The following is a 24,765-nucleotide window of genomic DNA, read 5'->3' as shown; positions in this document are numbered from 1 at the left end:
GTCAAGCATGTTGCGCTCCCATCTACCCCTCAATGCCCTGCGTGCATTCGAAGCCTCTGCACGGCATTTGAGCTTTACCCGCGCGGCCATCGAGCTGTGCGTTACTCAGGCGGCGGTAAGCCATCAGGTTAAAAGCCTGGAGGCACAGCTCAATGTCACCTTGTTCAAGCGCCTGCCACGGGGGCTGATGCTCACGAGCGAGGGCGAAACCTTGCTGCCGGTAGTGCGTGAATCGTTTGACCGGATTGCCCAGACCCTCAGTCGGTTCGAAGGCGGACATTACCGTGAAGTGCTGACGGTGGGCGCAGTCGGCACGTTTGCCGTGGGATGGCTACTGCCGCGCTTGCCGGAGTTTCACGCACGTTATCCGTTTATCGACTTGCGGCTGTCGACCCACAACAACCGCGTCGACGTCGCCGCCGAAGGCTTGGATTACGCGATCCGCTTTGGCGCGGGTGCCTGGCATGGCACCGACGCAAGCCCCTTGTTTGAAGCGCCGCTGAGCGTGCTTTGCGTGCCGCACATCGCCGAGCAACTGCAAACCCCGGCCGACCTGCTCAAGTTCACCTTGCTGCGCTCTTATCGGGCGGATGAATGGACCCAGTGGTTTCAGGCCGCAGGTCTACCGGCCGACACTCTGGTGCCGCGCAGCATTGTGTTCGACTCATCCCTGGGGATGATGGAGGCGGCATTGCAGGGCGCGGGGGTGGCGCTGGCGCCGGCGATGATGTTTTCGCGGCAATTGGAAAATGATGTGATTCGCCAGCCGTTCGACGTGGGCATCACCACCGGCAGTTACTGGCTGACCCGCCTGCAGTCGCGTGCCGAAACTTCGGCGATGCTGGCGTTCAAGGGCTGGTTGATGGCAGTAGCGGGGCGCGGCTGAAGGTTTATTCGCGAAACAAAATGAAACATTTGCGCCGGCCTAACCTCTACCGTAGCCCCAGCCGAGTGCCTATATGAACAGTCCGCGTCCCTCCGCCCGCATGCCCCGCCTGATCCAACTGCGCAACCTGAAGATGGCGCGTTCCGCCCACGCCTATGTGCGCGGCAGCACCGTGCAGTTCTACGATTGGCTGCACAGCCTGCCTGGCCGCCGGTTGCCCCACGGCCCGGCGATCTGGATCTGCGGCGATTGCCATGCGGGCAACCTGGGGCCGACCGGCGACAGCAAGGGGCGCATCGATATGCACATCCGCGACCTCGACCAGACCGTGATCGGCAACCCGGCCCACGACCTGGTGCGCCTGGCCCTGTCCCTGGCCACCGCGGCACGTGGCTCTGACCTACCTGGCGTGACCACCGCACGCATGCTCGAAGAAATGATGGTGGGCTACGAACAGGCGTTCAAGGACAAGCCGGATGAAGCGCCGCCGCGCCCGTCCCAGGTCAAGGCCGGCATGCGCAGTGCCGTGGAGCGCACCTGGAAGCACCTGGCACGTGAACGCATCGAGAATGCGCGGCCGAGCATTCCCCTGGGCAAGCACTTTTGGTCGTTGTCGCGGGCGGAAAAAAGCGCGTTGGCTGACGTTTGCGCATCGGACGACCTCCACCAGTTGGTCACGTCCCTCAAGGGGCGGCCCAAGGACGCCAAGGTCGAGTTGCTGGATTCGGCCTATTGGGTCAAGGGCTGCAGCTCCCTTGGCTTGCTGCGTTACGCGGCGTTGCTGGGGGTGGGAGACAAGGACGATCGCGAATACTGCCTGATCGACATCAAGCAGGCGGTGGGCGCTGCGGCACCCCGTGCCGCACGGGCGAAGATGCCACGGGACAATGGCCGCCGGGTCGTCGAGGGCGCTCGCCAGCTGTCCCCTGGCCTGGGTGAGCGCATGCTGGCGACGCGCTTTCTGGATCACGGTTTTTTCATCCGTGAATTGCTGCCGCAGGACATGAAGCTGGAGTTGGACGAACTCAGCGAGACCGACGCGATGCATGCCGCCGGGTATCTCGCCCGGGTTGTCGGTATCGCCCATGCCCGCCAGATGGACCGGGACACGCGCAAGGCCTGGATGGCCACGCTGCAAGAAAACCGCTCCAGGCAGCTGGATGCGCCGTCCTGGTTATGGACCAGCGTGGTGCAATTGGTAGGCAGCCATGAGCAGGGCTACCTCAGCCATTGCCGTCGGTATGCGCTGGAGCACTGACCTGCAAATACTGAAAATCAAATGTGGGAGATCTATGGTCGAGGGCAACACTTCTACCAACAGTGCCGCCGCCTTCGCAGCCTCGCTAAAGCTCGACAGCTCCCACAGGGGATTGGCAGTGTCCGGGCGATCTCCAGCCGAGCGCTGACAGCCCAGCAGCACCGATCAACTGTGGGAGCGGGCTTGCTCCCGGATCTGGGTGGCCACTAGGCCAGGTATTTGCGGAACCAGCCCAGCGTCCGCTCCCACGCCAGATTCGCCGCCGCCTCGTCATAGCGTGGCGTCGAGTCGTTATGGAAACCATGGTTGGCGCCCTTGTAGATAAACGCCTCATACGTCGTGCCTGCTGCCTTCAACGCCTGTTCATACGCCGGCCAGCCCTCGTTGATCCGCGTATCCAGCTCGCCGTAATGCAGCATGATCGGCGCCTTGATGCGCGGCACGTCCTTGGCCTGCGGCTGGCGCCCGTAAAACGACACCGCCGCGCCCAACTCCGGGTAAGCCACCGCCGCCGCGTTGGTCACGCCGCCGCCGTAGCAGAAGCCGGTGATACCGACTTTGCCGGTACTGCTGTCGTGGTGCATCAGCCATTCGATGGCGGCGAAAAAGTCGTTCATCAGCTTGGTCGGGTCGACGGTCTGTTGCAGGGCCACGCCTTTTTCATCGTTGCCGGGATAGCCGCCCACCGAGGTCAGGCCGTCGGGCGCCAGGGCGATAAAACCAGCCTTGGCCAGGCGGCGAGCGACGTCTTCGATGTACGGGTTGAGGCCGCGGTTTTCGTGGACCACCACCACGGCTGGCAACTTTCCTGACGTCTTGGCCGGGCGCACGAGGTAACCGCGCACGCTGCCGTTGCCGTTGGGCGACGGGTAGGTGATGTAGTCGGCGACGATGTCCGGGTCGGTGAATTTCACCTGTTCGGCCAACGCGTAGTTGGGGCTCAGCGCCGCCAGCAGCGCCGAGGCGGTGAGCCCGCCGAAGGTGAACAGCGCGGCGCGGTCGAGAAACTCGCGGCGGTTGATCTTGCCGTGGGCGTAGCCGTCGTAGAGTTCCAGCAGTTCGGGGGCAAAGTCCTGCGCGGTGAGACGAGTCATCGGGGCCATCCTCGATTAGCGGTAGCAGTCAATGTAGACCACGTTCAATCGTCGCGGCCATGGGCGGCAGCGGCCAACTGCCCGGTGTCGACGCGCACGAACAATGAATCGCCAATGGCGGTCAGCACATCACCGGCGTACACCTCGCAGACCACGCGGCTTTTGCGTCCGACGTCGCCCTCGACCCGGGCGCGCAAGGTCAGGGTGACACCCATGGGCGTTGGCTTGATGAACTTGATGCCGAGGTTGCCAGTGACGCACTCGATGCGCGGCAGGCTGCCGGGCTCGCGCTGTTCGGCGCGGTAGTGGTAGGCCATGGCGGTCCAGTTGGAGTGACAGTCCACCAGCATGGCGATCAGGCCACCGTAGACCAGGTCTGGCCAGCCACTGTATTTGGCTTCGGGCACATGCTCGGCGACCAGGTGGATGCCGTCGGCGTCCCAGCGGCTTTTGATGTGCAGGCCGTGGGGGTTGCTGGCGCCGCAGCCATAGCAGATACCTTCGGGGGCGGTGATGTCCTGGAGGGAAGCGGGGTGCATGCCAAGTCCTTTTTGTTATGGGGGCTACTCTGTTTAGCAGGACACGGGCAGGATGGGAACCCGATGGCCTTACTTCCCCCGGAGCGTGCATGAACCGTCGATTATCCCCAGTCGTGTTGCTGGCACTGGTGCTTGGTGTGTTTTCCAATGCCCGGGCCGTGGAATACCGTGATGTCAATCGCGCCGCCAGCCAGATCAGCTTTACCTTCCAGCAGTTCGGGCAGCGGGTGTATGGCACGTTCAACGAGTTTGAAGGGACGCTGGCGTTCGATACCCAAGCGCCTGGGGCGGCGCACGCGTTGCTCAAGATCCAGCTCGCCAGCATCGACGCCGGCAGCGCGGATGCCAACGACGAACTGCAGCGCCCGTCATGGTTCGACACGGCGACGTACCCGGTGGCGGTCTACCAATCCACCGGCGCCACGGCGCTGGGCAACAATCGCTTCAAGATCAGCGGCAACCTGACGCTCAAAGGGATTACACGGCCGGTGACGGTCGATGTGGTGCTCAAGGAGTTGGGCGGGATTGGCGTGTTCGACGGTGAATTCATCCTCAACCGTGCCGATTTCAAGATCGGCGAGGGTGAGTGGGCTGGCAACAGCGTGGTGTCCAACGACATCCACATCAAATTCAAGATGGTTTCACCGCAACGCTAGCGGGCAAACCTCTTCGCCCCGGCCACGCATCCGATCACCGCGACGGTGACCAGCACCATGCCCAGGCTGACCTGCTCATGCAGCAGGCCCGCCGCCAGTGCCAGGCCGAAGAACGGCTGCAGCAGTTGCAATTGGCCAACGGCGGCGATGCCACCCTGGGCCAGGCCGCGATACCAGAACACAAAGCCGATCAACATGCTGAACAACGCCACATAACCCAGGCTCAGCCACGCCGGCAGGCTGATGCCGCGCACACTCGGCGGCGCCAGGATCACACTCAACGGCACCACCACCGGCAACGACACCACCAGCGCCCAGCAGATCACCTGCCAGCCTCCGAGGCTGCGCGACAACTTGGCGCCCTCGGCATACCCCAGGCCGCACACCAGCACTGCCAGCAACATCAGCAGGTCACCGGCCGGTGCAGCGCTGAGGCCCTGGGCGAATGCATAACCCATCACCAGCGCGCTGCCGAGGATCGAGAACAACCAGAACACCGCACGCGGCCGTTCGCCACCGCGCAATACGCCAAACACGGCGGTAGCCAACGGCAGCAGGCCGATAAATACGATGGAGTGGGCGGAGGTCACGTATTGCAGCGCCAGTGCTGTCAGCAGCGGAAAACCGATCACCACGCCCAGCGCGACAATCAGCAACGGCCCCCACTGGTTGCGTGCGGGACGCTGTTCCTTGAACCACCCCAGCAACAGCAGCCCCAGCACGGCAGCGATGGTTGCGCGGAGCATGGTGAGGAACACCGGGTCGAACTCCATCACCGCCAAACGGGTGGCGGGCAACGAACCGCTGAAAATCACCACGCCGATAAAGCCGTTGATCCAGCCCTGGGTGCTGCTGTCCGGGGTGCTGAGGGAGAAAGTACGTTGCATGGGCAGGGGCCTGAAAAAGAATGATTGCGTGCCGGTCATCCTAAAGTTGAAGATTAGGACAATCAAAAAATTGTCATGGATACATCCCGATGCCCCGCGCCCGCTACAAATCGCTGGTCGACACCTTTGCCCAAGCCATCCGCAGCGGCGACATGCCGCCCGGCACACGCTTGCCAACTCACCGCCAGTTGGCCGCCGAGCATGGCCTGGCGCTGGTCACCGCGAGCCGGGTGTATACCGAGCTGGAGGCCATGGGCCTGGTCAGCGGCGAAACCGGGCGCGGCACCTTTGTGCGCGAGATTTCGCTGCCGCCAGGGCAGGGCAGTGGGCAGATGAATGTTGCCGCGGGGATGTTGGACCTGAACTTCAACTACCCGTCACTGCCGGGCCAGGCGGACTTGTTGCGTACGGCGCTGCGCCAACTGGCGCTGTCCGGCGATCTGGAAGCGCTGCTGCGCTATCAACCCCATGCCGGCCGTGTGCATGAGCGCGCGGCGGCGGCGCGTCATCTGCTGAGCCGTGGGTTGGCGGTCGCCTCCGAGCAGGTGTTGCTGGTCAGTGGCGCCCAGCATGGCCTGGCGGTGACGATGATGGCGCTGCTCAAGCCGGGGGATGTGATCGCCGTCGATGCATTGACCTATTCGGGTTTCAAGGTGCTGGCCGAGACCTTGCACCTGGAGATCGTCGCAATCCCGGTCACACCCACCGGCCCGGATCTGGAATACCTGCACAGCCTCTGCCGCAAGCGCCCGGTGCGTGCGGTGTACAGCATGCCGACCCTGCACAACCCGCTCGGCTGGGTCATGGGCCTGGCGCTGCGAGAGCAGTTGGTAGCGATTGCTCGCCAGCACAACCTGATGATCATCGAGGACGCGGCCTACGCCTTTCTGGCCGAAGATGCACCACCACCGCTGGCGACATTGGCGCCGGAGCGCACGGTCTACGTGGCCGGGCTGTCGAAAAGTGTCGCGACGGGGCTGCGGGTGGGGTTTGTCGCGGCACCTGTGCCGTGGGTGAAGGCGGTGGAGCGCACGATCATGGCCACCACCTGGAACGTTCCGGGGGTGATGAGCGCCATTGCCGTGGGTTGGATCGAGGACGGCACCGTCGCCCAACTGGAAGCGCAAAAACGCGAGGATGCCCGGGCGCGTCAGGCCTTGGCGGCGCAAGTGCTGACGGGGCTGGATTACCTCAGTCACCCGTCCTCGTATTTCTTGTGGTTGCCGCTACCGGAGGAGGCCCGCGCCGATCAGGTCGCCATGGCCTTGCAGCGCGAGAACGTCTCTGTCTCCACCGCGGAGCCGTTTGCGGTCGGTGCTCATGTGCCCCATGCGTTACGCCTGGCGCTGGGCTCGGTAGCCATGCCGATGCTGCGCGAAGCGCTGGTCAAGGTACGAGCGGTGGTGGCGTGGTGAGCCGGGGTTAGGCGGCTCGCCGGGGCGTTTCAGTACTTGTAGGCCTGACGTCCGATCAACAGCCATTTGCCATGCTGCTTCTGCCAAACCTGGAAGTTGTCGATGTCGGTGGGCACTTCGACGCCGCTGTTCACGGCCAACGCGTGAAAGTGGTTGCGCACCAGCGCCGTGTCCCCATCGAGGGTGATGGTCTGGTTTTGCATTTCCAGGGTCTTGAAGGCGCTGGTATGGGTTTCCAGGTCGGCGATGAATTGCGCCTTGTTCTGCACTTTGCCGCTGGAATGGCCGTAGGTGAGGGTGTCGGCGGTCAGCGCGTGGAGTTGCTTGAGGTCCAGGTGCAGCATGGCTTGGGTCAGTTGGTCGACCGCCTGGGCCACGTCCTTTTCTGCCGGGGCAGGGGCGGCAGCGACGTAGCCGCTGAACAGGCACAGAAAACCGATCAGTACTTTGACGTTGGGCATGGGTGTTTCCTTATTGTTTTTGGGTGAATACGACACTTTAGTCGTCGTACAACATTGCAATAATCAGGGCGCCCAAGCAAAGGGAAATTTTGAAATATTCATAAAATATTAGTCATTGAGTGATCGTTAATCTTGTGTGACGTCCTAACTCATTGGGAGGACCATCGGGTTTCTTCCTAGTGAAGTGGCACATCGCTATGCTGTTTCCTAAACAACAATGCACCTGAGGGACAAAATGGATTTTGACTGGCACAGCGACCCCATCACTCGCGCCACCCCCGTGACTTCCCACTACAAAAACACCCAGAACGTCCGCCGCTTCATGCTGGAACACTGCGGCCCGGGGTTTAAGTTTGATCGGGCATTCATGGCCTGGATTTGCGACGGCGCGGCCAAAACCCTGGGCGACGTAGTGGATGAGTGGCAACGCCGTCATCCAGACCAGGAGCCCGGGCAGTGATCGCCGAAGGCCTGGCGGTGCTGATCCACTACACCACTTATCTGAGTCCCGGCGTGCTGCTGTTCGGTCTGTGGTTTGCGCTCACGCCCAAGGCAATGCCGGCGATGCGCATCCTGATTCTGTTGGCGGCGTTCGTGTTGATGCGCGACGTGATGACACCCTTGGGCCTGTGGACGCTGGGCAGTGGGGTGCAGATCGGGTTCACGGCGAATGCCTTTGTACTGGCGGCGCTGGGCGGGTTGTCGGTGCTGTTGATCCTGCTGCTCGCCTACATCGCCCCGGACCTGTGGCGGCTGGTGCGCTGGACCATCGGCAGCCCGTGCGTTGGCTTGGCCGTCGGGTTGCTGGTCGGATGTTTGATCGGTGTACCGCTGCGGGTTTACCAAGGCATTGAGGCGTCTGCGTTTTACGGTTACTGGGTCTGGCTGCCGGCCATGGTGGTGCTGGCCTATGGCGCCAATGCCCTGGAAGAGGTGTTGTTTCGCGGGTTTTTGCAGGGTTATCTGGAACAACAGCTGACGCCATTGCGTGCGGCGTTGACCAGTGGCGTGGCGTTTGCGGCGTGCCATGCCTTCCTGGCGTTGAGCGTGACCCAATTGGGTTGGCCGGTGTTGGTGTTTACCTTGATCGAAGGTGTGGCGTGTGGGTTGGTGCGCATGCGCTATGGCGTGCTGGCGGCGACGGTCACCCATGGGACGGCGATCTTGCTGGTGGCGGTGCCCTACATAGCCTGATGCGGCATACAGGCTCAAGACAATATGGAACGGGGCCTGCTCCCACACAGGCCCGCGTTCATAAGGCTTGGCGCGTTCAGTCAGATTGCAGTGCAGGTGTACGCGGTGGAACCTGGCGTTTGTTGCCCATCGACTCGAACGCCGCGGCAAACCGCAGCAACGCGGAGTCATCATACGCACGCCCGGCAAACGTCAGCCCGACCGGCATGCCGATGTCTGCCATTACGCCCATTGGCACGGTGACCGTCGGTACGCCCAGGTGGCGGATCGCCAGATTGCCGTTGGCCACCCACACGCCGTTGCTCCAGGCAATATCTGCCGATGCTTCGTTCACGTCTGCGTCTGCCGGGCCTACATCGGCCACGGTGGGAAACAGCACGGCGTTGAGGCCGAGGTTGTCCATCCAGTCTTCCAGGTCCAGCCGGCGGGTTTGTTCCAGGCCGCGCAGGCCGTCAGGGACGGTGCTGATCTCGTTCCATGGGGTGATGCCGCGTTCGGCCATGCGCACGTACTCGTCCATGCCGGCGGCGAGGTCGTCTTCGCGGTTCGGCAAGGTGCCAGGGTCATGGGGGAAGATCTTCGCCCCATCCACATCCGCCAGGCGGTTGAGGCTCGGGTCGGCGTTGGCGCGCAGGAAATCGTCGAAAGCCCATGCGGACAATTCCCACAACTCATCGTGGAGAAATTCCTTGGAGACCAGGCCACGGGTAAACACCGTTGGCGCGTCGGGGCGGTCGCCTTCGCAGTTGGACACCAGCGGGAAATCCACTTCGACCACTTCGGCGCCCGCCGCTTCCAGGGCTTGGCGTGCGGCTTGCCACAGCTCGATCACCGTCGCGCGGGTGTTGATCTTTTGCCCGGTCGGGCCGCCGATCCCAGGTTTTTCGCTGGTGCCGGCTTCCGGGTCGGCGTTGATGTACATGCGCGGCACGCCGAAGCGTTTGCCGGCCAGGGACGCGCAATCCACCGCCAGTTCAGCGTAGGACGCCGGACGCACCGAGGCGACGCTGGGAATCGCCACCCAGGGTTGCAGGCGCCACAGGTCGCCACGGGTGTCGGGGTCTTCGGCGACGATCACGTCGAGCACTTCCAGCAGATCGGCCATGGTGCGTGCGTAGGGCACGACTACATCCATGGTCGGTGTCAGTGGCCAGTTGCCACGTACCGAAATCAGTCCACGGGACGGGGTGTAGGCGCACAGGCCATTGTTGGACGCCGGGCCGCGCCCGCTGGACCAGGTTTCTTCCGCCATGCCGAACGCGGCAAAACTCGCCGCCGTTGCGGTGCCGGCGCCGTTGGAGGAGCCGGAGGCAAAGGGGGCGGTCAGGTAGTTGGCGTTGTAGGGGCTTTCCGCGCGGCCATACACACCGCGCTGCATGCCGCCGTTGGCCATTGGCGGCATATTGGTCTTGCCCAGGCAGATCGCCCCGCCGGCGCGCAGGCGCTCGATGGTGAACGCATCGCGCTGGGCGACGAGCTTGGCAAAGGCCGGGCTGCCGGATGCCGCGGTCAGGCCTTTGACCAGGTAGCTGTCTTTGGCGGTGTAAGGAATGCCATCCAGTGGCCCCAGGGTTGCGCCCTTGGCCCGACGTGCATCGGACGCCTCGGCTTCTGCAAGGGCTTGCGGGTTGCGCACGACCACGGCGTTCAGCGCGGTAGCGGTGTGCGGGCCGTCATAGGCCTCGATCCGCGCCAGGTAAGCCTGGACCAATTCAACGGCAGTGGTCTGGCCGGTTTCAAGCGCAGCGCGCAATTGGGCAATGGAGACTTCGGTTACTTGCATCACGTTTTTTCGCCGCCTTCACGTGGGGGTATCGCGGCAGTCTACGTACAGATATTTCACAAAACCAGCGCCGAATATTCTGCATAGGCGGCGCGCATTATCTGCCAGGTGTGGGCGTCGGCCGGAATCAGATGCTCGATACGCAGGGAGGTGAGTGTGATGTCCTGGGGCATGCCGAAGGTGGTGAAGGTTGACAGAAAGTTCAGCTCGCCCTGGGTTGAGCGGATGCGGGTGAGTACCAGTGGCGGCAGTTCCTGGGGCGGCTCGGTGGGGCTTGGCGTCGGCAAACCGGCGAGCAATTGCGCCAGCGGCGGATTACCCAATGCCTCTCGGCTCGCGCGCTGCCAGGCCAGGGTGCGGATCTCGTCGGCATTGAGCAGGTGATCACCGAGGCCGCCGGGTTGCAACAGGGTGGTCAGCAGGTTCAAGCCATCGGCGGCGTCCGGCGCGATGCCGACCAGGCCAAACAACACCGCAGTACTGGCATTCGCCGCCAGCACTTGCCACTGGCTGTCGAGCAGAATCGCCGGGGCAGGATTGTTGGCGTGCAGCACATGGCTGACGGCTTCGCGAATTGCCGTCATGCCGGGTGCAGCGAGCGGGGTGGCGTTGTAGCGCGGGGCGAAACCGGCGGCGAGGAACACGCGGTTGCACTGCTCCAGAGGGGTCTCCAATGCCGTCAACAGGTTATGCAACGTCGCGGGGCTGGGGTTGGCGCGGCCGGTTTCGAGGCAACTGAGGTGGCGTTGGGAAACACCAGTGATCAAGGCCAGGTCGAGCTGGCTCAGCTTGGCCTGGCGGCGCAGTTGGCGCAGGTGTTCGCCGGCGGTAGAGGGGGTGTCCATGGCAGCTTCATGACCTCCGAGGTCATTGCGAGGGGCAGAACCTTATCACTAACGTGAGCCTTCATCACGTGGAGGAACAGACCATGCCAAGACCCTATTTCGCCCTGGCCGGCTTGCTCGGATTTACCCTGTATACGGGGTTCACGATGCTGACGGCCGAGCAGTCGCTGCTGGCGTTTGCAGCGCAGTTGCTGTCGCGACCGGACACGGCGCAGGTGGTCATCGACCTGTACCTGATGGCCGTGCTGGCGTGTGTGTGGATGTACCGGGATGCGCGCAGGCGAGGGCGGCCGCTGCGTTCGGTGCTGCCGTATTTTTTGCTGACGGCGGTGTTTGTGTCGGTGGGGCCGTTGCTTTACATCGTGGTGAAGGGGTTCAGGGATGAATGATCTTTTACCTGTCTATGCGGTATGCGTGTTGGTGCTGTGCCTGAAGATGTTCGCCATTTCCTGTTATCAGGGATATTTCCGTATACACGCACGGGCGTTTACCAATCGTGAAGACGCGGCCTTTTTTAATCGCAGAGCGCAGCCTATGGAGTTGCCGCAAGTGGCCCGCGCGGCCAGGGCGTGGGCCAATGACCTGGAAAATATCCCGCTGTTTTTTGTGTTGGGCGGGTTGTGTGTCGCGCAGCAGAGTCACAGCGCCGCGGCCCTATGGTTGCTTGTGGCCTTTACCCTGGCGCGGGTGCTGCACACGGTGATGTATCTGATGGGCTGGCAACCCTGGCGCACGCTGGCCTATGGCGTGGGTGTGGTGTGCCTGTTCGGCCTCGGCGCCGGGATTATTGGTAGTGCCGTCGATCAACGGTGGGTAGAGCTTTAGCGAGGCTGCGAAGGTGGCGGCAAGGCCAATAGACAGGTTGCCTGTGCTGGCGTCTTCGCAGGCAAGCCAGCTCCCACCGTTGACCGTGTTCACAAATCAAGACGTGGGAGCGTTCGGGGTTATGGGTTGAGGAAGGCTTGGTAGTTGTCCTTGGTGATCTGCTGATAGGGGATGGTCAGTTCAGCGGTATAGGGTTGCTTCTTGACCATCTTCACCGCCAGGTCAATCGAGCCCACTGCCTGGCCCTTGTTGTCCTGGTACACCGTCACCAGCAGTTGGCCTTTTTTCACCGCGTCCAACCCGGCAGGGCCGCCGTCGCTGCCGGCCACCAGGATGTCCTTGCCCGGCTGCATGCCCGCCTGGCTGATGGCCATGGCCGCGCCTATCGCCATCTCGTCCGCGTTTGCCGCCACCGCGTCGATCTTGCGGCCGGATACGATCCAGTTGTTCATCAGGTCAATCGCTTTGTTGCGCTGCCACTCTGCGCTCTGTTCCTCGACGATCTTGATATTCGGGTACTCCTTGAGCACGCTCTTGACCCCCAGCGTACGGTTGTGGGTGGCGTTGTTGGACAACAGCCCGAGCATGATCGCCAGGTTGCCCTTGCCGCCCATTTTCTCGGCCAGGTAGCGCATCTGGATCTCACCGGCCTTGACCTCATCGGAACCCACGTAACCCACGCCCGGCGGCAGTTGCGGCGCGTCCGGGCGACGGTTGACGTAGACCAGCGGGGTCTTGGCCTGCTGGGCATTGGTGCTCATCTTGGCGGTGGCGGCGGTGTCCACCGGGTTGACGATGATGGCGTCCATGCCCTGGGCAGTGAAGTTCTGCACCTGATTGAGCTGGCGCACCACATCGCCCTGGGCGTCTTCGAATTGCAGGGTCACACCGGGCAATTCCTTGGCGTGGGCGGCCATGTAGTCGCGCATTTGGGCGAGGAACACATCGTCGACCTGGGCGATGCTCACGCCGATACGGATATCGGCCAGCGCCCAGGGCGTGACAGCCAGGGTAAACAGTGTCGCAAGGATTTGCTTCTTCATGGTTTTGCTCCGTTGTTTTTGTTGTTGTTAAAACACGGGGGATTTACGCCTGGCGCTTGGCTCGCATCTGCGCCACGGCTGCTGCGAAGTCCGCTGGCGGCCAGCGTTCGCGCAACGCCTGCTGCATCAGTTGCTGCCCGGTTTGCGGGGCCAGGCCCTTCAGCGGCGGGTCGGTATCGAGGTTGGTGGGAAACGAATAGCCGTCGGCCGTGCAGGCGATCACCGCCTCGGCATCCAGGGCCGGGTTGGCCAGCAGGGCCGGATACACCGCCAGCATCATGCGGTCGCGGTCGAGGGCCTCCATGGGTTTGCCGAACGCCGAGGAGATTTGCAGCAGATTGGCTATGCGCTGGCGATCCGGCGTGCGGTTGGTGCCGGCCGCATGGAACAGCGCCGGGTTGAAGAACAGTAGGTCGCCCTTGTCCAGCGGCAGTTGCACGGCGTGTTGCTGGAAGTAGTCGATAAATTCCTCACGGCGCCACGCCAGGTAGCCCAGGGCGTATTGCTGGGAGAACGGCAGCAGCTGGGTCGGGCCGGTTTCCAGCGGCATGTCCGAATGGGCCACTGCACCTTGCAAGGTCAGGTACTGGGACAACACGTGCAAGGGCAGGGGGAAGCGCTCGACCACATCGTCGGTCTGGAACCCCAGGTGATAGTCACGGTGCGGTTGCTGCGCCTGGCCGCCGGGGTGCACCACATTGACCTGCGCCGTCACCTGGAAATTGGGCCCCAGCCACGCTTCGGCAATCAGCCCCAACAGCGGGTTGGCGTAGTACTCGACAAACGACTCGGGCGACTGCAGTGCGGCTTTCTGCAGTGAGTTCCAGATCCGCCCGTTGCTGCCGGCCTTGGCAAAGTGGTCGGCGGCCACGCCTTGGGCGGCTTCGTTGGCGAAGATTTTTTCGAACACCTGGCTGTGACGGTCGACCACTTCCAGGTCTTCGTAGGCGCGGCGCACGACCATCACGCCCGGGCCATCACGGAACAGTCGGTGCAGCTCATTCATGACCGTAAGTCTGTCGCTGTTGCGCAGTGCACGTGCCTGATAGATCGGCACGTTGTCCAGCACGTGCTGGCACAGCGGGTACTCTTCAGCCGTGGCCCGTTGCGCGCAGATCCGGCTGAAGTCCGCCAGGCGCACGGCATTCGCGCTCACGAACGCCGACATCACACACCTCCCGGCAGGCTCAGGGCCTGGTGCGGTTGCGGGCTGCCGCCGTCGGTGCAGCCCACCACGCCTTGCTCCAGGTCGATCACCGCGCCGGTCATCATTCCCGATTCACTGGACAACAGAAACGCCACGCTGCGCGCCACTTCCTCGGGCTTGAGCAGACGCCCGAACGGCTGCGCGCTTTCGGCCTGCTGCAACCAGCCGTCCCTGGCGCCGTGGTACTGGCGCTGGATCTGATCTTCGTGGGGCGTGTCCATCCAGCCGATGTTCAAGCCGTTGACCCGGATACGGTTGCGCAACGCACTGAACGCGACGTTCTTGGTCAGGATCGCCAGCGCGCCCTTGGACGCCGCATAGGCGCTGAGGAACGACTGCCCACCATGCCCGGTGACGCTCTGGATATTCACCACGGCGCCTGCCACACCTTTGCTGATCATCAGCTTCAGCGCTTCCTGCATCAGGAAAAACGGCGCCCGCACATTCACCGCAAACAGCTTGTCGAACAGCTCCGGCGAGGTGTCGAGGATGGTGCCGCGATCCGACATGCCGGCGCAGTTGACCAAGCCGTGCAAGGTGCCGAAGTGGGTATGTGCGGCAGCGATGATCGCCCGGCAATCCTCGATATTTTCCAGATCCGCCTCGACAAAAAACGCCTGGCAATCGAGTTGCGCCAGTTGCCGTACCTGTTCTTCGCCTTGGGTGCGACGGCGCCCGCAGATGATCAGCCCGGCGGCGCCACGTTGGGCCAAGGTATGCGCCACCGCCGCGCCGAGGCCCTGGGTGCTGCCGGTGACGACAAAGTATTGGCCGCTGAACGGCATGGCGAGATCGGCGTTAGGCATGGGGTTCTCCGGAGTTTTTGTAGTTGTGAGTCGCCCGGCTCGACGCCGGACGAAACTGAGACTAGCATTGCGAAACCTCAGAAATACCCAAATAAGACCTCAAAAACACCTCAGGCGAACCGCATGCTCGAACGCGCAAAACACTTTTCCATCAAGCAACTCGCGACCCAGGCGGGTGTGAGCAACGCCACGGTCGACCGTGTGTTGCACCAGCGCGGCAGCGTGCATGCGCAAACCCGGCGGCGCATCGAACAGGCGCTGGAGGAATTGGAGTCCCAGGAGAAAAATGGCTTGGCGATGGGGCGTACGTTCCACGTCGACGTGATCATGCACACGCCCCAGCGCTTCAGCGCGGCGGTGCAGGCAGCGATCGTCGCGCAACTGGCCAGCCTCGCGCCGTTTCGGATTGCCCCGCGGTTTCACCTGTTCGAAGAGATCGCCCCCAAGGCCATGCACGATCAACTGCTGCGCTGCCTCGACACCGGCAGTCAGGGCGTGGTGCTCAAGGCGGCCGACGAGCCGGCGGTGAACCTGGCGGTCAAGCAACTGATCGCGGCGGGCATCCCGGTGGTGACCCTGGTGACCGACCTGCCGCAGAGCGAGCGCATTGGCTACGTCGGCATGGACAACCGTACCGCCGGGCAGACCGCCGCGTACCTGATGTCGCGCTGGCTGCCGGCGGTGCCCCAGGACGTCGCGGTGGTGATCGGCAGTGAGCTGTTCCGTGGCGAAGAAGAACGCGAAATGGGCTTTCGCGCCTGGCTGCGGGGGCGCTCGCCGCACTTGCGGGTGTTGGACGTCAGCGGTGGCTACGGGGTGTACGACCGCACGTTCGAGCGCGTGACCCTGGCGCTCAAACAGCACCCCGAACTCAAGGCGGTGTACAGCGTCGGCGGCGGCAATCGGGCGATTGTCGATGCGTTCGCCGCCCTTGGCCGCCCACTGGAGGTGTTTATCGGTCACGACCTCGACGAAGAAAACCGCCAGTTGCTGCGTGAAGAAAAAGTCGCCGCGATCATCGATCACAACCTGCAGATCGATGCGCGCAGCGTGTTCCTGCACATCCTGCAATTCCATCGGCTGTGGAAGGCCGGGCCGATAGCGCCGTCACAGGTGCAGATCGTCACACCGTTCAACCTGCCGGACTGAATCTCCCCCAACAACAAAACCAGGAGTTTTCACCATGCTACGAATTGCCGTCCTCGGTGCCGGGCGTATCGCCAAGATCCACGCCGGCAACGTCGCCGCCCATCCCAATGCCACGCTGGTGCTGGTGGCCGACCCCTGGCGCGAAGGCGTCGATGCGCTGAGCACGCAACTGGGCTGCGAAGCCGCCTACGATTGCGCGGCTGTACTGCGTCGTGAAGACATCGACGCGGTGGTGATCGGTACGCCCACCGACACCCACATCGACTTGCTATTGGCGGCAGTCGCCGCAGGGAAGGCGGTGTTGTGCGAAAAACCCATCGATCTGGACATCGGCAAGGCACGCACGGCGGCCCAAGCGGTGGAACGCCAGGGCGGCAAGGTGATGCTCGGTTTCAACCGGCGCTTCGACCCCGACATGCTGCGCCTGCGTCAGGCCCTCGATGCCGGCCAGATCGGTGCGGTGCGCCAGGTCATCATCACCAGTCGCGACCCCGGCCTGGCCCCGCGTGATTACCTGGCCCATTCCGGCGGCATCCTGCGCGACATGACCATTCACGACTTCGACACCGCCCGCCATCTGCTCGGCGAAGAACCGGTGCAAGTCAGCGCCATCGCCAGCCGCCTGGTGGACCCCAGCCTTGCCGAAATCGACGACTACGACAGCGTAATGGTGTTGCTGCGCACCGCCTCGGGCAAGCAATGCCATATCAACTGCTGCCGCCAGGCGGTATACGGCTATGACCAGCGGGTCGAAGTGTCCGGCGCCAGCGGCGTGCTGCTCACCGACAACCATCGCCCCAGCACCCTGCGCCACTGGAGCGCCGCGCACACCGAAGCGCTGGAGCCGTTGCAGCATTTCTTCCTGGAACGGTATGCCGACGCCTATCGCAATGAGCTGACCCAGTTCATCGATGCGCTGAACGACGACCTGCCGTTGCCCACCAACATGCGCGACGGTTTGTATGCGTTGCACCTGGCGGATTGTGCGCTGGAGTCGGTGCAGACTGGGCGCAGTGTGGTGGTCAGCTACGACCTCTAGCTGCGGGCGCCGGTGCGATCCACCAACCGAATGCTGTCACGTCCACCGCGCTTGGTTTCATAGAGCGCGGTGTCACCCTGTTCGATCAACTCCGTGAGGTTCGCGGGCGGTTGGTCTAACAGGTTGGCGCCGATGCTCAGTGTCACTGGGGTTGGGGTCGCAAAGGTTTGCGAAGCGAACTGAAAAAAATCCCCGCGCAGGCGGCTGCCGAGGTCGACGATCTGTTCGGTCGAGGCCGGGTGCAGCAGGATCACAAACTCATCACCGCCCAGGCGCGCGGCCAGTGCGCCACGGGGGATCACCGTGCGGATCATCTCGCTGAGGGCGATCAGCAGGCGGTCGCCGGCGATATGGCCATACAGGTCATTGACCGGTTTGAAGTTGTCGATGTCGATCAGCAGCAGTGCGCCAGGACGGGCCGGGGAGATCTGCGCCAACAGGCGCGGCGCGCGCAAATCCAGGGCGCGGCGGTTGTACAGGGCGGTGAGCGGGTCGCGGGCGGCGAGGCGGGCGATCTGTTGTTCGCGGCGGTAGCGTTCAGAGCCGGTCATCGACAGGGCGATCAGCATGATTGCCATCGCGCCCTCCACCAGGGAAATCTGGATGATCTCGCCCTTGAACGAGGCCAGCTCGATCAAGGTGCCCGGGATCAGCACCGACAACGCCTTGGCCACGTAGAACGAACCGTGGAACAGCAGCACATAACGCAGTTGCACCGCGCCGATGCTCAAGGATTTGCCATGGGGCCGCAGCATGAAGCTCGCCCGCAGGGTCGGCGCTGCCACCAGCAAGGATTGCACCGCCAGCATGGCTTTGGACCACGGCAGGTCGCTCGGCAACATCAGCATCCCCAGCCAGATGAGCGGCATCAGTAGCCAGCGTCGCGACAGCCGCACCTGGGTGAAGCGCGCGACGCCAAGCAGGAACAGGAAATGCGCGATGACCAGCAAGCCATTGGCGAACCAGATGCCGATCATCAGCAAGCCGTTGGTGCGCAGCAGGGCCAGGGTGGAGCCGACGGTGATGGTGGCGAAACCGGCGCTCCAGAACAGCAGCGAAGGTTCGCGCACGCTGCGCCATTCAATCGCCAGGTACAGGGCGGCAGCGGCGGCGAGGGCCACGGTGAGGGCCAGAATCGTAGGAGGGTCGAGCGTCATGTCTTGCCGGGTCTGCCTGGTGTGCGTTTAAACCGGAATTGTAAGCGCACACGCAGGTTTTCAGAACACACTTCGTACTGGCATACGGCCAGACGACGCGCGGCCGATCAGACGCCTTTGGTCGAGGGCAGCAAGATCGTCAGGATGCCCACCAGCGGCAGGAACGAACACAGCTTGTAGACATACTCGATGCCGTGGTTATCCGCGAGCAGACCGAGCAGCGCTGCGCCAATCCCACTGAAACCGAACATCAGGCCGAAGAAGATCCCGGCGATCATGCCTACGTTGCCCGGCACCAGTTCCTGGGCGAACACCACGATGGCCGAGAAGGCCGACGCGAGGATAAAGCCGATCACCACGCTGAGCACTGCGGTCCAGAACAGGTCGACGTAGGGCAGGGCGAGCGTGAACGGCGCGGCGCCGAGGATCGAGAACCAGATGACTTTCTTGCGGCCGATCTTGTCGCCAATCGGCCCGCCGGCAAACGTACCGACGGCAACGGCCCCCAGAAACAGGAACAGGTACATCTGCGAACTGGCGACCGACAGCTGGAACTTCTCGATCAGGTAGAAGGTGAAGTAGCTGGTAAGGCTGGACATGTAGAAGTACTTGGAAAACACCAGCACAGCCAGCACCACCAGGGCAAAGGTCACACGGCCCTTGGACAAGCCATGGGTGGCTTTACCGCCCTGCTTGAGCTTGAACAGATTGAGGTGGTGGCGATACCAGCGGCTCAGGCCGTACAGCACCAGGATCGCGAACACTGCAAACAGACCGAACCAGGCGATGTGGCCCTGGCCGTAGGGAATGATGATCGCCGCCGCGAGCAATGGGCCGAGGGCGCTGCCGGTGTTGCCGCCGACCTGGAAGGTCGATTGCGCCAGGCCGTAGCGACCGCCGGAAGCCAGGCGGGCGACGCGCGAGGTCTCTGGATGGAAGGTCGAGGAGCCCACGCCGACCAGGCCGGCGGCGAGCAGGATCGCCGGGAACGTGCCGACAAACGCCAGCATCAGGATGCCGACCAAGGTGCACACCATGCCCGCCGGCAGCAGCCACGGCTTGGGGTGGCGGTCGGTGTGATAGCCGATCCACGGTTGCAGCAGCGAAGCGGTCAGTTGGAAGGTCAGGGTGATCAGGCCGACCTGGGCAAAGCTCAGGCCGTAGTTGGCCTTGAGCATCGGATAGATCGACGGCAGCACGGCCTGGATCAGGTCATTGATCAAATGCGCCAGGGCGCAGGCGCCAAGGATGCGCATGACCAAGGGGCTGGTTTGGGACGTAGTGGGGGCAGCAGTGGGTGACGCGGTCAGGGTCGACATGCAGGCATTCCATACAGGGGTGGCGAGTACTTGAGCCCGCCACTTATTTCAAAATGATTCGGCGTTCATGCTAGATTTGCAAAAAATGCCTGTCTCGCGAAATTCGGGCAGTAATCATCGCAAAAAGGGCGAAATGATCAAATCACTGGATAAATTTCTGCAGGAGATCGACGAAGGCGACTGGGCGGTGATCAGTTCGGCCACCGATTATCCCGAAAACTGGGTGATCCCTGACCACAGCCACGAGAAGCACCAACTGCTCTATGCCATCGAAGGCGTGATGGTGGTGCACTCGGCGCAAAATCAGTGGACGGTGCCGTCCAATCGCGGCTTCTGGATGCCCTGCGGGCATGTGCATTCACTGCGTTGCGTGGGCCCGTTGAAAATGCGCAGCGTGTTTGTGCGCCCCGACGCGTTCCCGAACCTGCCCACCGAGACCAAGGCGGTGAGTGTGTCGCCGTTGTTGAGCGAACTGATCAAGGCCTCGGTGAGCTTGAAGCCGCCGTATGCCGAGGATTCGCGGGACGCGCGGATCATGCACCTGATCCTTGACGAGCTTGCGCTGCTGCCGGCCTTGCCGCTCTCGCTGCCGCAACCGGCCGACCCGCGTATCCAGCAGATCTGCCAGGCATGGCAGGACGATCCGGGCGACGCCTCCACCGTGGCCGACTGGAGCGAGCGCCTGGACCTGGACCAGAAAACCATCCAGCGCCTGTTCCGCAAGGAAACCGCGATGACGTTCGGCCAATGGCGCCAGCAAGCGCGCTTGCTGCTGGCGCTGGAGCGCATTGCGGTGGGGGAGAAGATTATCGACGTGGCCCTGGAACTGGGCTATGAAAGCCCCAGCGCCTTTACCAGCATGTTCAAGAAACAGTTTGGCAAGACGCCGAGTCAGTTTTTCAGGTAGGGCTGGTCAGCGGACCAGCAACTGATTGAAGGTGTCCCGGTCCAGCGGCCGACTGAGGAAGTAACCCTGGCCTTCGTCGCATGCCACGGCCTTGAGCAAGTCCAGGTGTTCAGCGGTTTCTATGCCTTCGGCGGTCACGGTCAGGGACAGGGCACGGCCCAGGCCGACAATGGCCTGGATGATGGCTTTGTCATCGTCGCTGTCTTCGAGCCGGCTCAAGAAGCTGCGGTCGATCTTGAGCCCATCGAATGGAAATGCGCGCAAGTAACTCAGGGAGGAATAGCCTGTGCCAAAGTCATCCATAGCGATGCGTATTCCCAGTGCTTTGAGGGTGTGCATGATCGCCAGGGCGCCTTCGGCGTCTTCAAGCATGACGCCCTCAGTAATTTCCAGTTCCAGCCGCGACGGGTCGATACCGGAAGTGCCCAGCGCTTGACTGACACGCGCCACCATGTTCCCGCGCTTGAACTCAGAGGGAGAAAGGTTGACCGACACGAACAGGGGGGCCGGCCACTGGGCGGCACAGGCGCACGCCGTCTCCATTACCCAGTCGCTGAGCGACAGGATCAGCCCCGACTCTTCGGCAATCGGGATGAAGGTGTCCGGTGCAATCAGGCCGCGCACCGGGTGTTGCCAGCGCACCAGCGCTTCGGCCCCCACCATCTCGCCGTCAGCGATACGGTAGCGGGGCTGGAAGTGCAGGCGTAATTCTCCATGCTTGATCGCGAACCGTAAGTCGCTTTCCAGGCGGCGCCGCTCAATGATCCGTGCATTCATGTCCGCGGAATAGAAGCGCCAGGTGTTGCGGCCGGCGGATTTGGCTTCGTACAGCGCGATGTCGGCATAGCGCAGCAGTTCGGCCGCGTCGCTGGCATCGTTGGGTGCCAGGGCGATGCCGATGCTGGCGCTGATGAACACCTCCTGCTCATCGATCCCGATGGCGCCCTCGATGGACGCAATCAGGCGTTGGCAGAGTTTTTCGACGTCATCCTGAATGCCTGTATCAGTGAGGATCAGCACAAATTCGTCGCCGCCCACTCGAGCTACCAGGTCGCCATGGCGCACGCAGTCGACGAGACGGTTGGACACGACATTGAGCACGCGGTCGCCAGCGGCATGGCCGAGCAGGTCGTTGACTGGCTTGAAGCGATCAAGGTCCAGGGTGAGCATGACCAACGGCTGCGCCAGAGGCGACGCGGCCTGGAGCTTGCTGTTGAGGAAAGCTTGCAGACGTGTACGGTTGGGCAGCCCGGTGAGGGCGTCGTGCTGGGACAGGTACTCGATTCTGCGTCGCGCCTCGACTTCATCGGTGACATCGGTGGCCGTACCGCGAAACCCGCCACAAGGCATTTCCCGGGCCGAGAGCCGGGTGCTACGCGCCTGGCCTTGGGCATCGACGTAGCGGCACTGCACGCTCAGGTCTGGGCGTCTGCCGGGTGTGGAGAGCCATTGCGACAAGCGCCCGACGTCCGTGTCGAGCAGGTCGTTCATCGCTGCGCCCATCCAGGCCTGTCTGGCGAGACCGGTGACGCTTTCGAAACGTTCCGATAAGTAGGTGAAATGCCAGGTGGCGTCAATTTCCCAAACCCAGTCGGAACTGGCCTCTACCACGTCGCGAAAACGTGCTTCGCTGGTGGCCAGGGCCGCCTGGCTGCTTTGCAATGAAGCGTGGCTGGCATCAAGAGCCAGGGCGCTGGCAGTGGATCGACGCAGGATCATCCAGGTCATCGCGCACACCAGCAGTGCCGCCAGGCCCAGCAGGGGCAGGCCTACGCCCACCAACTTCAGACCGGGGCGCTCCGGCTCCCAGTACAGGCTGCCGGCGGCGCCGTTGTCGCCGAGGGGTAGAAGTGACTTGCCGATTTCTTCGGAGCTGGCGATGTGGAGGTTGGCGACGCCAAAGTCATTACCGATAGCATCCAGTTTGGCGCTGTCCAGAATGTCGACGAAGATCAACACGGAGGGCCGCCTGCCGTCCGGCAATACCGTGGGGTCGGTGCCGGGGGTGATCGCGGCAGCCGCCACCAGGGCAGGGCTGCCGCGCACGTTGATAAAGCTCGTCACCGGGGTTTCGGAGGCGGCCCCGGCACGCGCCTGTTCAATAATGGGGTCAATGGATTGGCCAAGCCAACTGCTCAACTCCAGCGGCTGTAGTTTGCCCTCGACCACTGCATACACCGTGCGATTCACGTCGCTGACGACAAAAAGCCCTTGAAACCCGAAATCCTGGAACAGTGTCGGGCCGACATTTTCGCGCACGTAGGCCCAGTCGGTGTCCACTTGAACGTGCAGGTGTTTGTACGCGTCGCTCCAGAACGCATAGTCTTTGACGGTCAAACGCAAGGATTTGTCCAGGGACTGCATGGCCTTGCGAGCGTGAAAAGCGCTTTCAGCCTGTTCGGTGCGATCCATGTCGTAGGCGAGGTAGACCAACGAATAGACGACCGCTGCAAAGACACCCGCCAACAGGGCCATCAGCTTGAATAGTGATGTGCGAGTCAGTGATAGGCTGGTGCGATTGGACAGCGTGCGGACAATTGGTGCGTGGGAGTTCGGCATTATTTCCCGCAGGACACTTCTGCAAGTCAGTTCGATGACAGGCTATCGGCGCCCTTGGCGAAATAATGAGGGGGGAAGGCTAAACACGCTTCAGTCATCAGATGGATAAAAGCAGGCCTCTGCTCGGCCCAGCCTTGCCACGTCGGATAACATGGCAAGGCTATTGGCGGCGCAGACTTGCTTCAATTTATGCGCGGATGCTGCTGCACCAAGTTTTTGCGTTTGGCTTCCAACTCGGCAATCTCGGCGTCGATGTCTTCGATCTTCTGCTCGATATTGTCGTGATGTTCCTGCAACAACTCCTTGGCCTCTTCCATGTCCGACGCCGCCGGTGCCGCGCCGCGCAGGGGTTTGTTGGCGGTTTCCTTCATGGTCAGGCCGGTGATCAGGCCGACCACCGCGAACACCATCAGGTAGTAGGCGGGCATGTACAGGTCGTTGGTGCTTTCCACCAGCCAGGCCACGGCCGTCGGGGTAAGACCGGCGATCAACACCGAGACATTGAAGGCGCTGGCCAGCGCGCTGTAGCGCAGGTGGGTGGGAAACATCGCGGGCAGCGTCGATGCCATCACACCGATGAAGAAGTTAAGCACCACCGCGAGGATCAGCAAGCCGGCGAAGATCAGGCCGATCTTGCCGCTGGTGATCAGCATGAACGCCGGGATCGACAGCACCAACAAGCCGATGCTGCCGGCAATGATGAAGGGCTTGCGGCCGATCTTGTCGCTGACAAAACCAATGAATGGCTGCACGAACAGCATGCCGACCATGATCGCGATGATGATCAGCACACCGCTGTTTTCTTTGTAGTGCAGGTTGTGGGACAGGTAGCTCGGCATGTACGTGAGCAGCATGTAGTAGGTCACGTTGGTTGCCGCGACGATACCGATGCAGGTCAGCAGGCTGCGCCAGTGCTTGGTCGCGACTTCCTTGAAGGAGACCTTGGGGCCGTGGCTCAAGCCTTCGCGGTCGCCTTGTTCGAGCTTGTCCATGTGCTGCTGGAACGCCGGGGTTTCTTCCAGGGCGTGGCGCAGGTAAAGGCCGATGATGCCCAGGGGCAGGGCAAGGAAGAACGGCAGGCGCCAGCCCCATGATTCGAAATCGGCCTCGCCCAATACGCTGGAAATCAACACCACGACGCCCGCACCCAGCACGAAACCGGCGATGGAGCCGAAGTCCAGCCAACTGCCGAGGAAGCCGCGCTTGCGGTCCGGCGCGTACTCGGCGACGAAGATCGAGGCGCCGGTGTACTCACCGCCCACGGAAAAGCCCTGGGCCATTTTGCACAGCAGCAACAGGATCGGTGCCCAGATGCCAATCGAGGCGTATCCGGGGATCAGACCGATGGCAAAGGTGCTCAGGGACATGATCACGATGGTCGCGGCGAGGACTTTTTGCCGCCCGTATTTATCGCCCAGTGCACCAAAGAACAGGCCACCCAGGGGGCGGATCAGAAACGGCACGGAGAAGGTGCCCAGTGCGGCAATCATCTGCACGCTGGGGGACGCGTCGGGGAAGAACACTTTGCCGAGTACATAGGCGACAAACCCGTAGACGCCAAAGTCGAACCACTCCATGGCATTGCCCAGTGCGGCGGCGGTGATCGCCTTGCGCATCTTGGTGTCGTCGACAATGGTGATGTCTTTCAACCCGATGGGGCTGACGCTTTTCTTGCGAGATTTCATGGGCACCACTCTAAATCTGAACAGGGGAGGTGCCATCGTGGCGATGGCACC

General features: G+C 62.6%; 24 protein-coding genes. 11 read left to right on the top strand and 13 right to left on the bottom strand.

Translation table 11 applies throughout. The features are described from left to right. Nucleotides 1-7 precede the first annotated feature (7 nt). Nucleotides 8-886: a LysR family transcriptional regulator gene (locus IB241_RS23060; RefSeq protein ID WP_192300508.1), complete on the top strand. Its 879-nt coding sequence runs from the start codon at nt 8-10 to the stop codon at nt 884-886. Nucleotides 887-959: 73 nt separating this feature from the next. After that, the gene (locus IB241_RS23055; RefSeq protein ID WP_192300507.1) at nt 960-2,144 is read left to right on the top strand and encodes a DUF2252 family protein; all 1,185 of its coding nucleotides are present in this window, start codon (nt 960-962) and stop codon (nt 2,142-2,144) included. Between the two features lie 206 nt (nt 2,145-2,350). On the opposite strand, the gene yghX is transcribed toward IB241_RS23055, so the two are convergent. Next, a complete protein-coding gene (yghX, locus tag IB241_RS23050) occupies nt 2,351-3,238 on the bottom strand; it encodes a YghX family hydrolase (RefSeq protein WP_192300506.1) in 888 nt (295 codons plus the stop codon). A 44-nt stretch (nt 3,239-3,282) separates the two neighbouring features. After that, nucleotides 3,283-3,777 carry a PaaI family thioesterase gene (locus IB241_RS23045; protein WP_192300505.1) on the bottom strand — a complete coding sequence of 165 codons (495 nt, stop codon included), beginning with the start codon at nt 3,775-3,777 and terminating at the stop codon, nt 3,283-3,285. A gap of 89 nt (nt 3,778-3,866) precedes the next feature. On the opposite strand from IB241_RS23045, the gene IB241_RS23040 reads away from it, so the two are divergent. Beyond that, the gene (locus IB241_RS23040; protein WP_192300504.1) at nt 3,867-4,433 is read left to right on the top strand and encodes a YceI family protein; all 567 of its coding nucleotides are present in this window, start codon (nt 3,867-3,869) and stop codon (nt 4,431-4,433) included. On the opposite strand, the gene IB241_RS23035 is transcribed toward IB241_RS23040, so the two are convergent. After that, a complete protein-coding gene (locus IB241_RS23035; RefSeq protein ID WP_192300503.1) occupies nt 4,430-5,320 on the bottom strand; it encodes a DMT family transporter in 891 nt (296 codons plus the stop codon). The genes IB241_RS23040 and IB241_RS23035 overlap by 4 nt on opposite strands. Nucleotides 5,321-5,409: 89 nt before the next feature. Here IB241_RS23035 and IB241_RS23030 point away from each other — a divergent pair, with 89 nt between their 5' ends. Continuing rightward, entirely contained in the window at nt 5,410-6,735 is a 1,326-nt protein-coding gene (locus tag IB241_RS23030; RefSeq protein ID WP_192300502.1) for a PLP-dependent aminotransferase family protein, read from the top strand. Nucleotides 6,736-6,764: 29 nt separating this feature from the next. Here the strand turns inward: IB241_RS23030 and IB241_RS23025 are convergent, their stop codons facing one another. Next, nucleotides 6,765-7,196 (bottom strand): nuclear transport factor 2 family protein, encoded by a 432-nt coding sequence (locus IB241_RS23025; protein ID WP_192300501.1) that lies wholly within the window; start codon nt 7,194-7,196, stop codon nt 6,765-6,767. Nucleotides 7,197-7,431: 235 nt separating this feature from the next. Between IB241_RS23025 and IB241_RS23020 the strand changes: the two genes are divergently transcribed. Next, complete coding sequence (locus tag IB241_RS23020) at nt 7,432-7,656, top strand: DUF6434 domain-containing protein (protein ID WP_192300500.1); 225 nt, start codon at nt 7,432-7,434, stop codon at nt 7,654-7,656. After that, nucleotides 7,653-8,390 carry a type II CAAX prenyl endopeptidase Rce1 family protein gene (locus tag IB241_RS23015; protein ID WP_192300499.1) on the top strand — a complete coding sequence of 246 codons (738 nt, stop codon included), beginning with the start codon at nt 7,653-7,655 and terminating at the stop codon, nt 8,388-8,390. Before IB241_RS23020 ends, IB241_RS23015 begins: the two co-directional genes overlap by 4 nt. 76 nt (nt 8,391-8,466) lie before the next feature. Here IB241_RS23015 and IB241_RS23010 read toward each other — a convergent pair whose 3' ends face one another. Continuing rightward, nucleotides 8,467-10,176: an amidase gene (locus IB241_RS23010; protein ID WP_192300498.1), complete on the bottom strand. Its 1,710-nt coding sequence runs from the start codon at nt 10,174-10,176 to the stop codon at nt 8,467-8,469. A gap of 53 nt (nt 10,177-10,229) precedes the next feature. Then, on the bottom strand, nt 10,230-11,018 hold the full coding sequence (locus IB241_RS23005; RefSeq protein WP_192300497.1) for a helix-turn-helix domain-containing protein: 789 nt from the start codon (nt 11,016-11,018) through the stop codon (nt 10,230-10,232). 83 nt (nt 11,019-11,101) lie between these two features. Between IB241_RS23005 and IB241_RS23000 the strand changes: the two genes are divergently transcribed. Further along, the gene (locus IB241_RS23000) at nt 11,102-11,407 is read left to right on the top strand and encodes a DUF2834 domain-containing protein (RefSeq protein ID WP_192300496.1); all 306 of its coding nucleotides are present in this window, start codon (nt 11,102-11,104) and stop codon (nt 11,405-11,407) included. Continuing rightward, the gene (locus IB241_RS22995; RefSeq protein ID WP_192300495.1) at nt 11,400-11,843 is read left to right on the top strand and encodes an MAPEG family protein; all 444 of its coding nucleotides are present in this window, start codon (nt 11,400-11,402) and stop codon (nt 11,841-11,843) included. The genes IB241_RS23000 and IB241_RS22995 overlap by 8 nt, the downstream gene beginning before the upstream one ends. Before the next feature lie 119 nt (nt 11,844-11,962). On the opposite strand, the gene IB241_RS22990 is transcribed toward IB241_RS22995, so the two are convergent. From IB241_RS22990 to IB241_RS22980, 3 genes are read right to left on the bottom strand one after another with little or no spacing between them, the layout of a single operon-like run. Further along, nucleotides 11,963-12,886 (bottom strand): sugar ABC transporter substrate-binding protein, encoded by a 924-nt coding sequence (locus IB241_RS22990; protein ID WP_192300494.1) that lies wholly within the window; start codon nt 12,884-12,886, stop codon nt 11,963-11,965. A 43-nt stretch (nt 12,887-12,929) separates the two neighbouring features. After that, nucleotides 12,930-14,054 carry a phytanoyl-CoA dioxygenase family protein gene (locus IB241_RS22985; RefSeq protein ID WP_192300493.1) on the bottom strand — a complete coding sequence of 375 codons (1,125 nt, stop codon included), beginning with the start codon at nt 14,052-14,054 and terminating at the stop codon, nt 12,930-12,932. Further along, entirely contained in the window at nt 14,054-14,899 is an 846-nt protein-coding gene (locus IB241_RS22980; RefSeq protein WP_192300492.1) for an SDR family oxidoreductase, read from the bottom strand. Before IB241_RS22980 ends, IB241_RS22985 begins: the two co-directional genes overlap by 1 nt. Nucleotides 14,900-15,022: 123 nt before the next feature. Between IB241_RS22980 and IB241_RS22975 the strand changes: the two genes are divergently transcribed. Together IB241_RS22975 and iolG are read left to right on the top strand one after the other, a co-directional pair. Then, nucleotides 15,023-16,048, top strand: a complete 1,026-nt coding sequence (locus tag IB241_RS22975) for a LacI family DNA-binding transcriptional regulator (RefSeq protein ID WP_192300491.1) — start codon at nt 15,023-15,025, stop codon at nt 16,046-16,048. A gap of 34 nt (nt 16,049-16,082) precedes the next feature. Further along, on the top strand, nt 16,083-17,087 hold the full coding sequence (gene iolG, locus IB241_RS22970; protein WP_192300490.1) for an inositol 2-dehydrogenase: 1,005 nt from the start codon (nt 16,083-16,085) through the stop codon (nt 17,085-17,087). Here iolG and IB241_RS22965 read toward each other — a convergent pair. Beyond that, a complete protein-coding gene (locus tag IB241_RS22965; RefSeq protein WP_192300489.1) occupies nt 17,084-18,244 on the bottom strand; it encodes a GGDEF domain-containing protein in 1,161 nt (386 codons plus the stop codon). The two genes, iolG and IB241_RS22965, sit on opposite strands and share 4 nt — an antisense overlap. A gap of 107 nt (nt 18,245-18,351) precedes the next feature. Next, nucleotides 18,352-19,563: an MFS transporter gene (locus IB241_RS22960; RefSeq protein WP_192300488.1), complete on the bottom strand. Its 1,212-nt coding sequence runs from the start codon at nt 19,561-19,563 to the stop codon at nt 18,352-18,354. Between the two features lie 85 nt (nt 19,564-19,648). On the opposite strand from IB241_RS22960, the gene IB241_RS22955 reads away from it, so the two are divergent. Continuing rightward, nucleotides 19,649-20,470: an AraC family transcriptional regulator gene (locus IB241_RS22955; RefSeq protein ID WP_192300541.1), complete on the top strand. Its 822-nt coding sequence runs from the start codon at nt 19,649-19,651 to the stop codon at nt 20,468-20,470. A 6-nt stretch (nt 20,471-20,476) separates the two neighbouring features. On the opposite strand, the gene IB241_RS22950 is transcribed toward IB241_RS22955, so the two are convergent. Together IB241_RS22950 and proP are read right to left on the bottom strand one after the other, a co-directional pair. After that, nucleotides 20,477-23,029, bottom strand: a complete 2,553-nt coding sequence (locus IB241_RS22950; protein WP_192300487.1) for an EAL domain-containing protein — start codon at nt 23,027-23,029, stop codon at nt 20,477-20,479. Nucleotides 23,030-23,211: 182 nt separating this feature from the next. Beyond that, a complete protein-coding gene (proP, locus tag IB241_RS22945; protein WP_192300486.1) occupies nt 23,212-24,714 on the bottom strand; it encodes a glycine betaine/L-proline transporter ProP in 1,503 nt (500 codons plus the stop codon). Between the last annotated feature and the right edge of the window lie 51 nt (nt 24,715-24,765).

Origin of the sequence: Pseudomonas sp. PDM05 (genome assembly GCF_014851685.1) — a bacterium.
In the GTDB taxonomy this organism is placed as follows: domain Bacteria; phylum Pseudomonadota; class Gammaproteobacteria; order Pseudomonadales; family Pseudomonadaceae; genus Aquipseudomonas.
The sequence above is the reverse complement of the archived record's forward strand: the minus strand, read 5'-3'. Positions and strand labels throughout refer to the sequence as shown.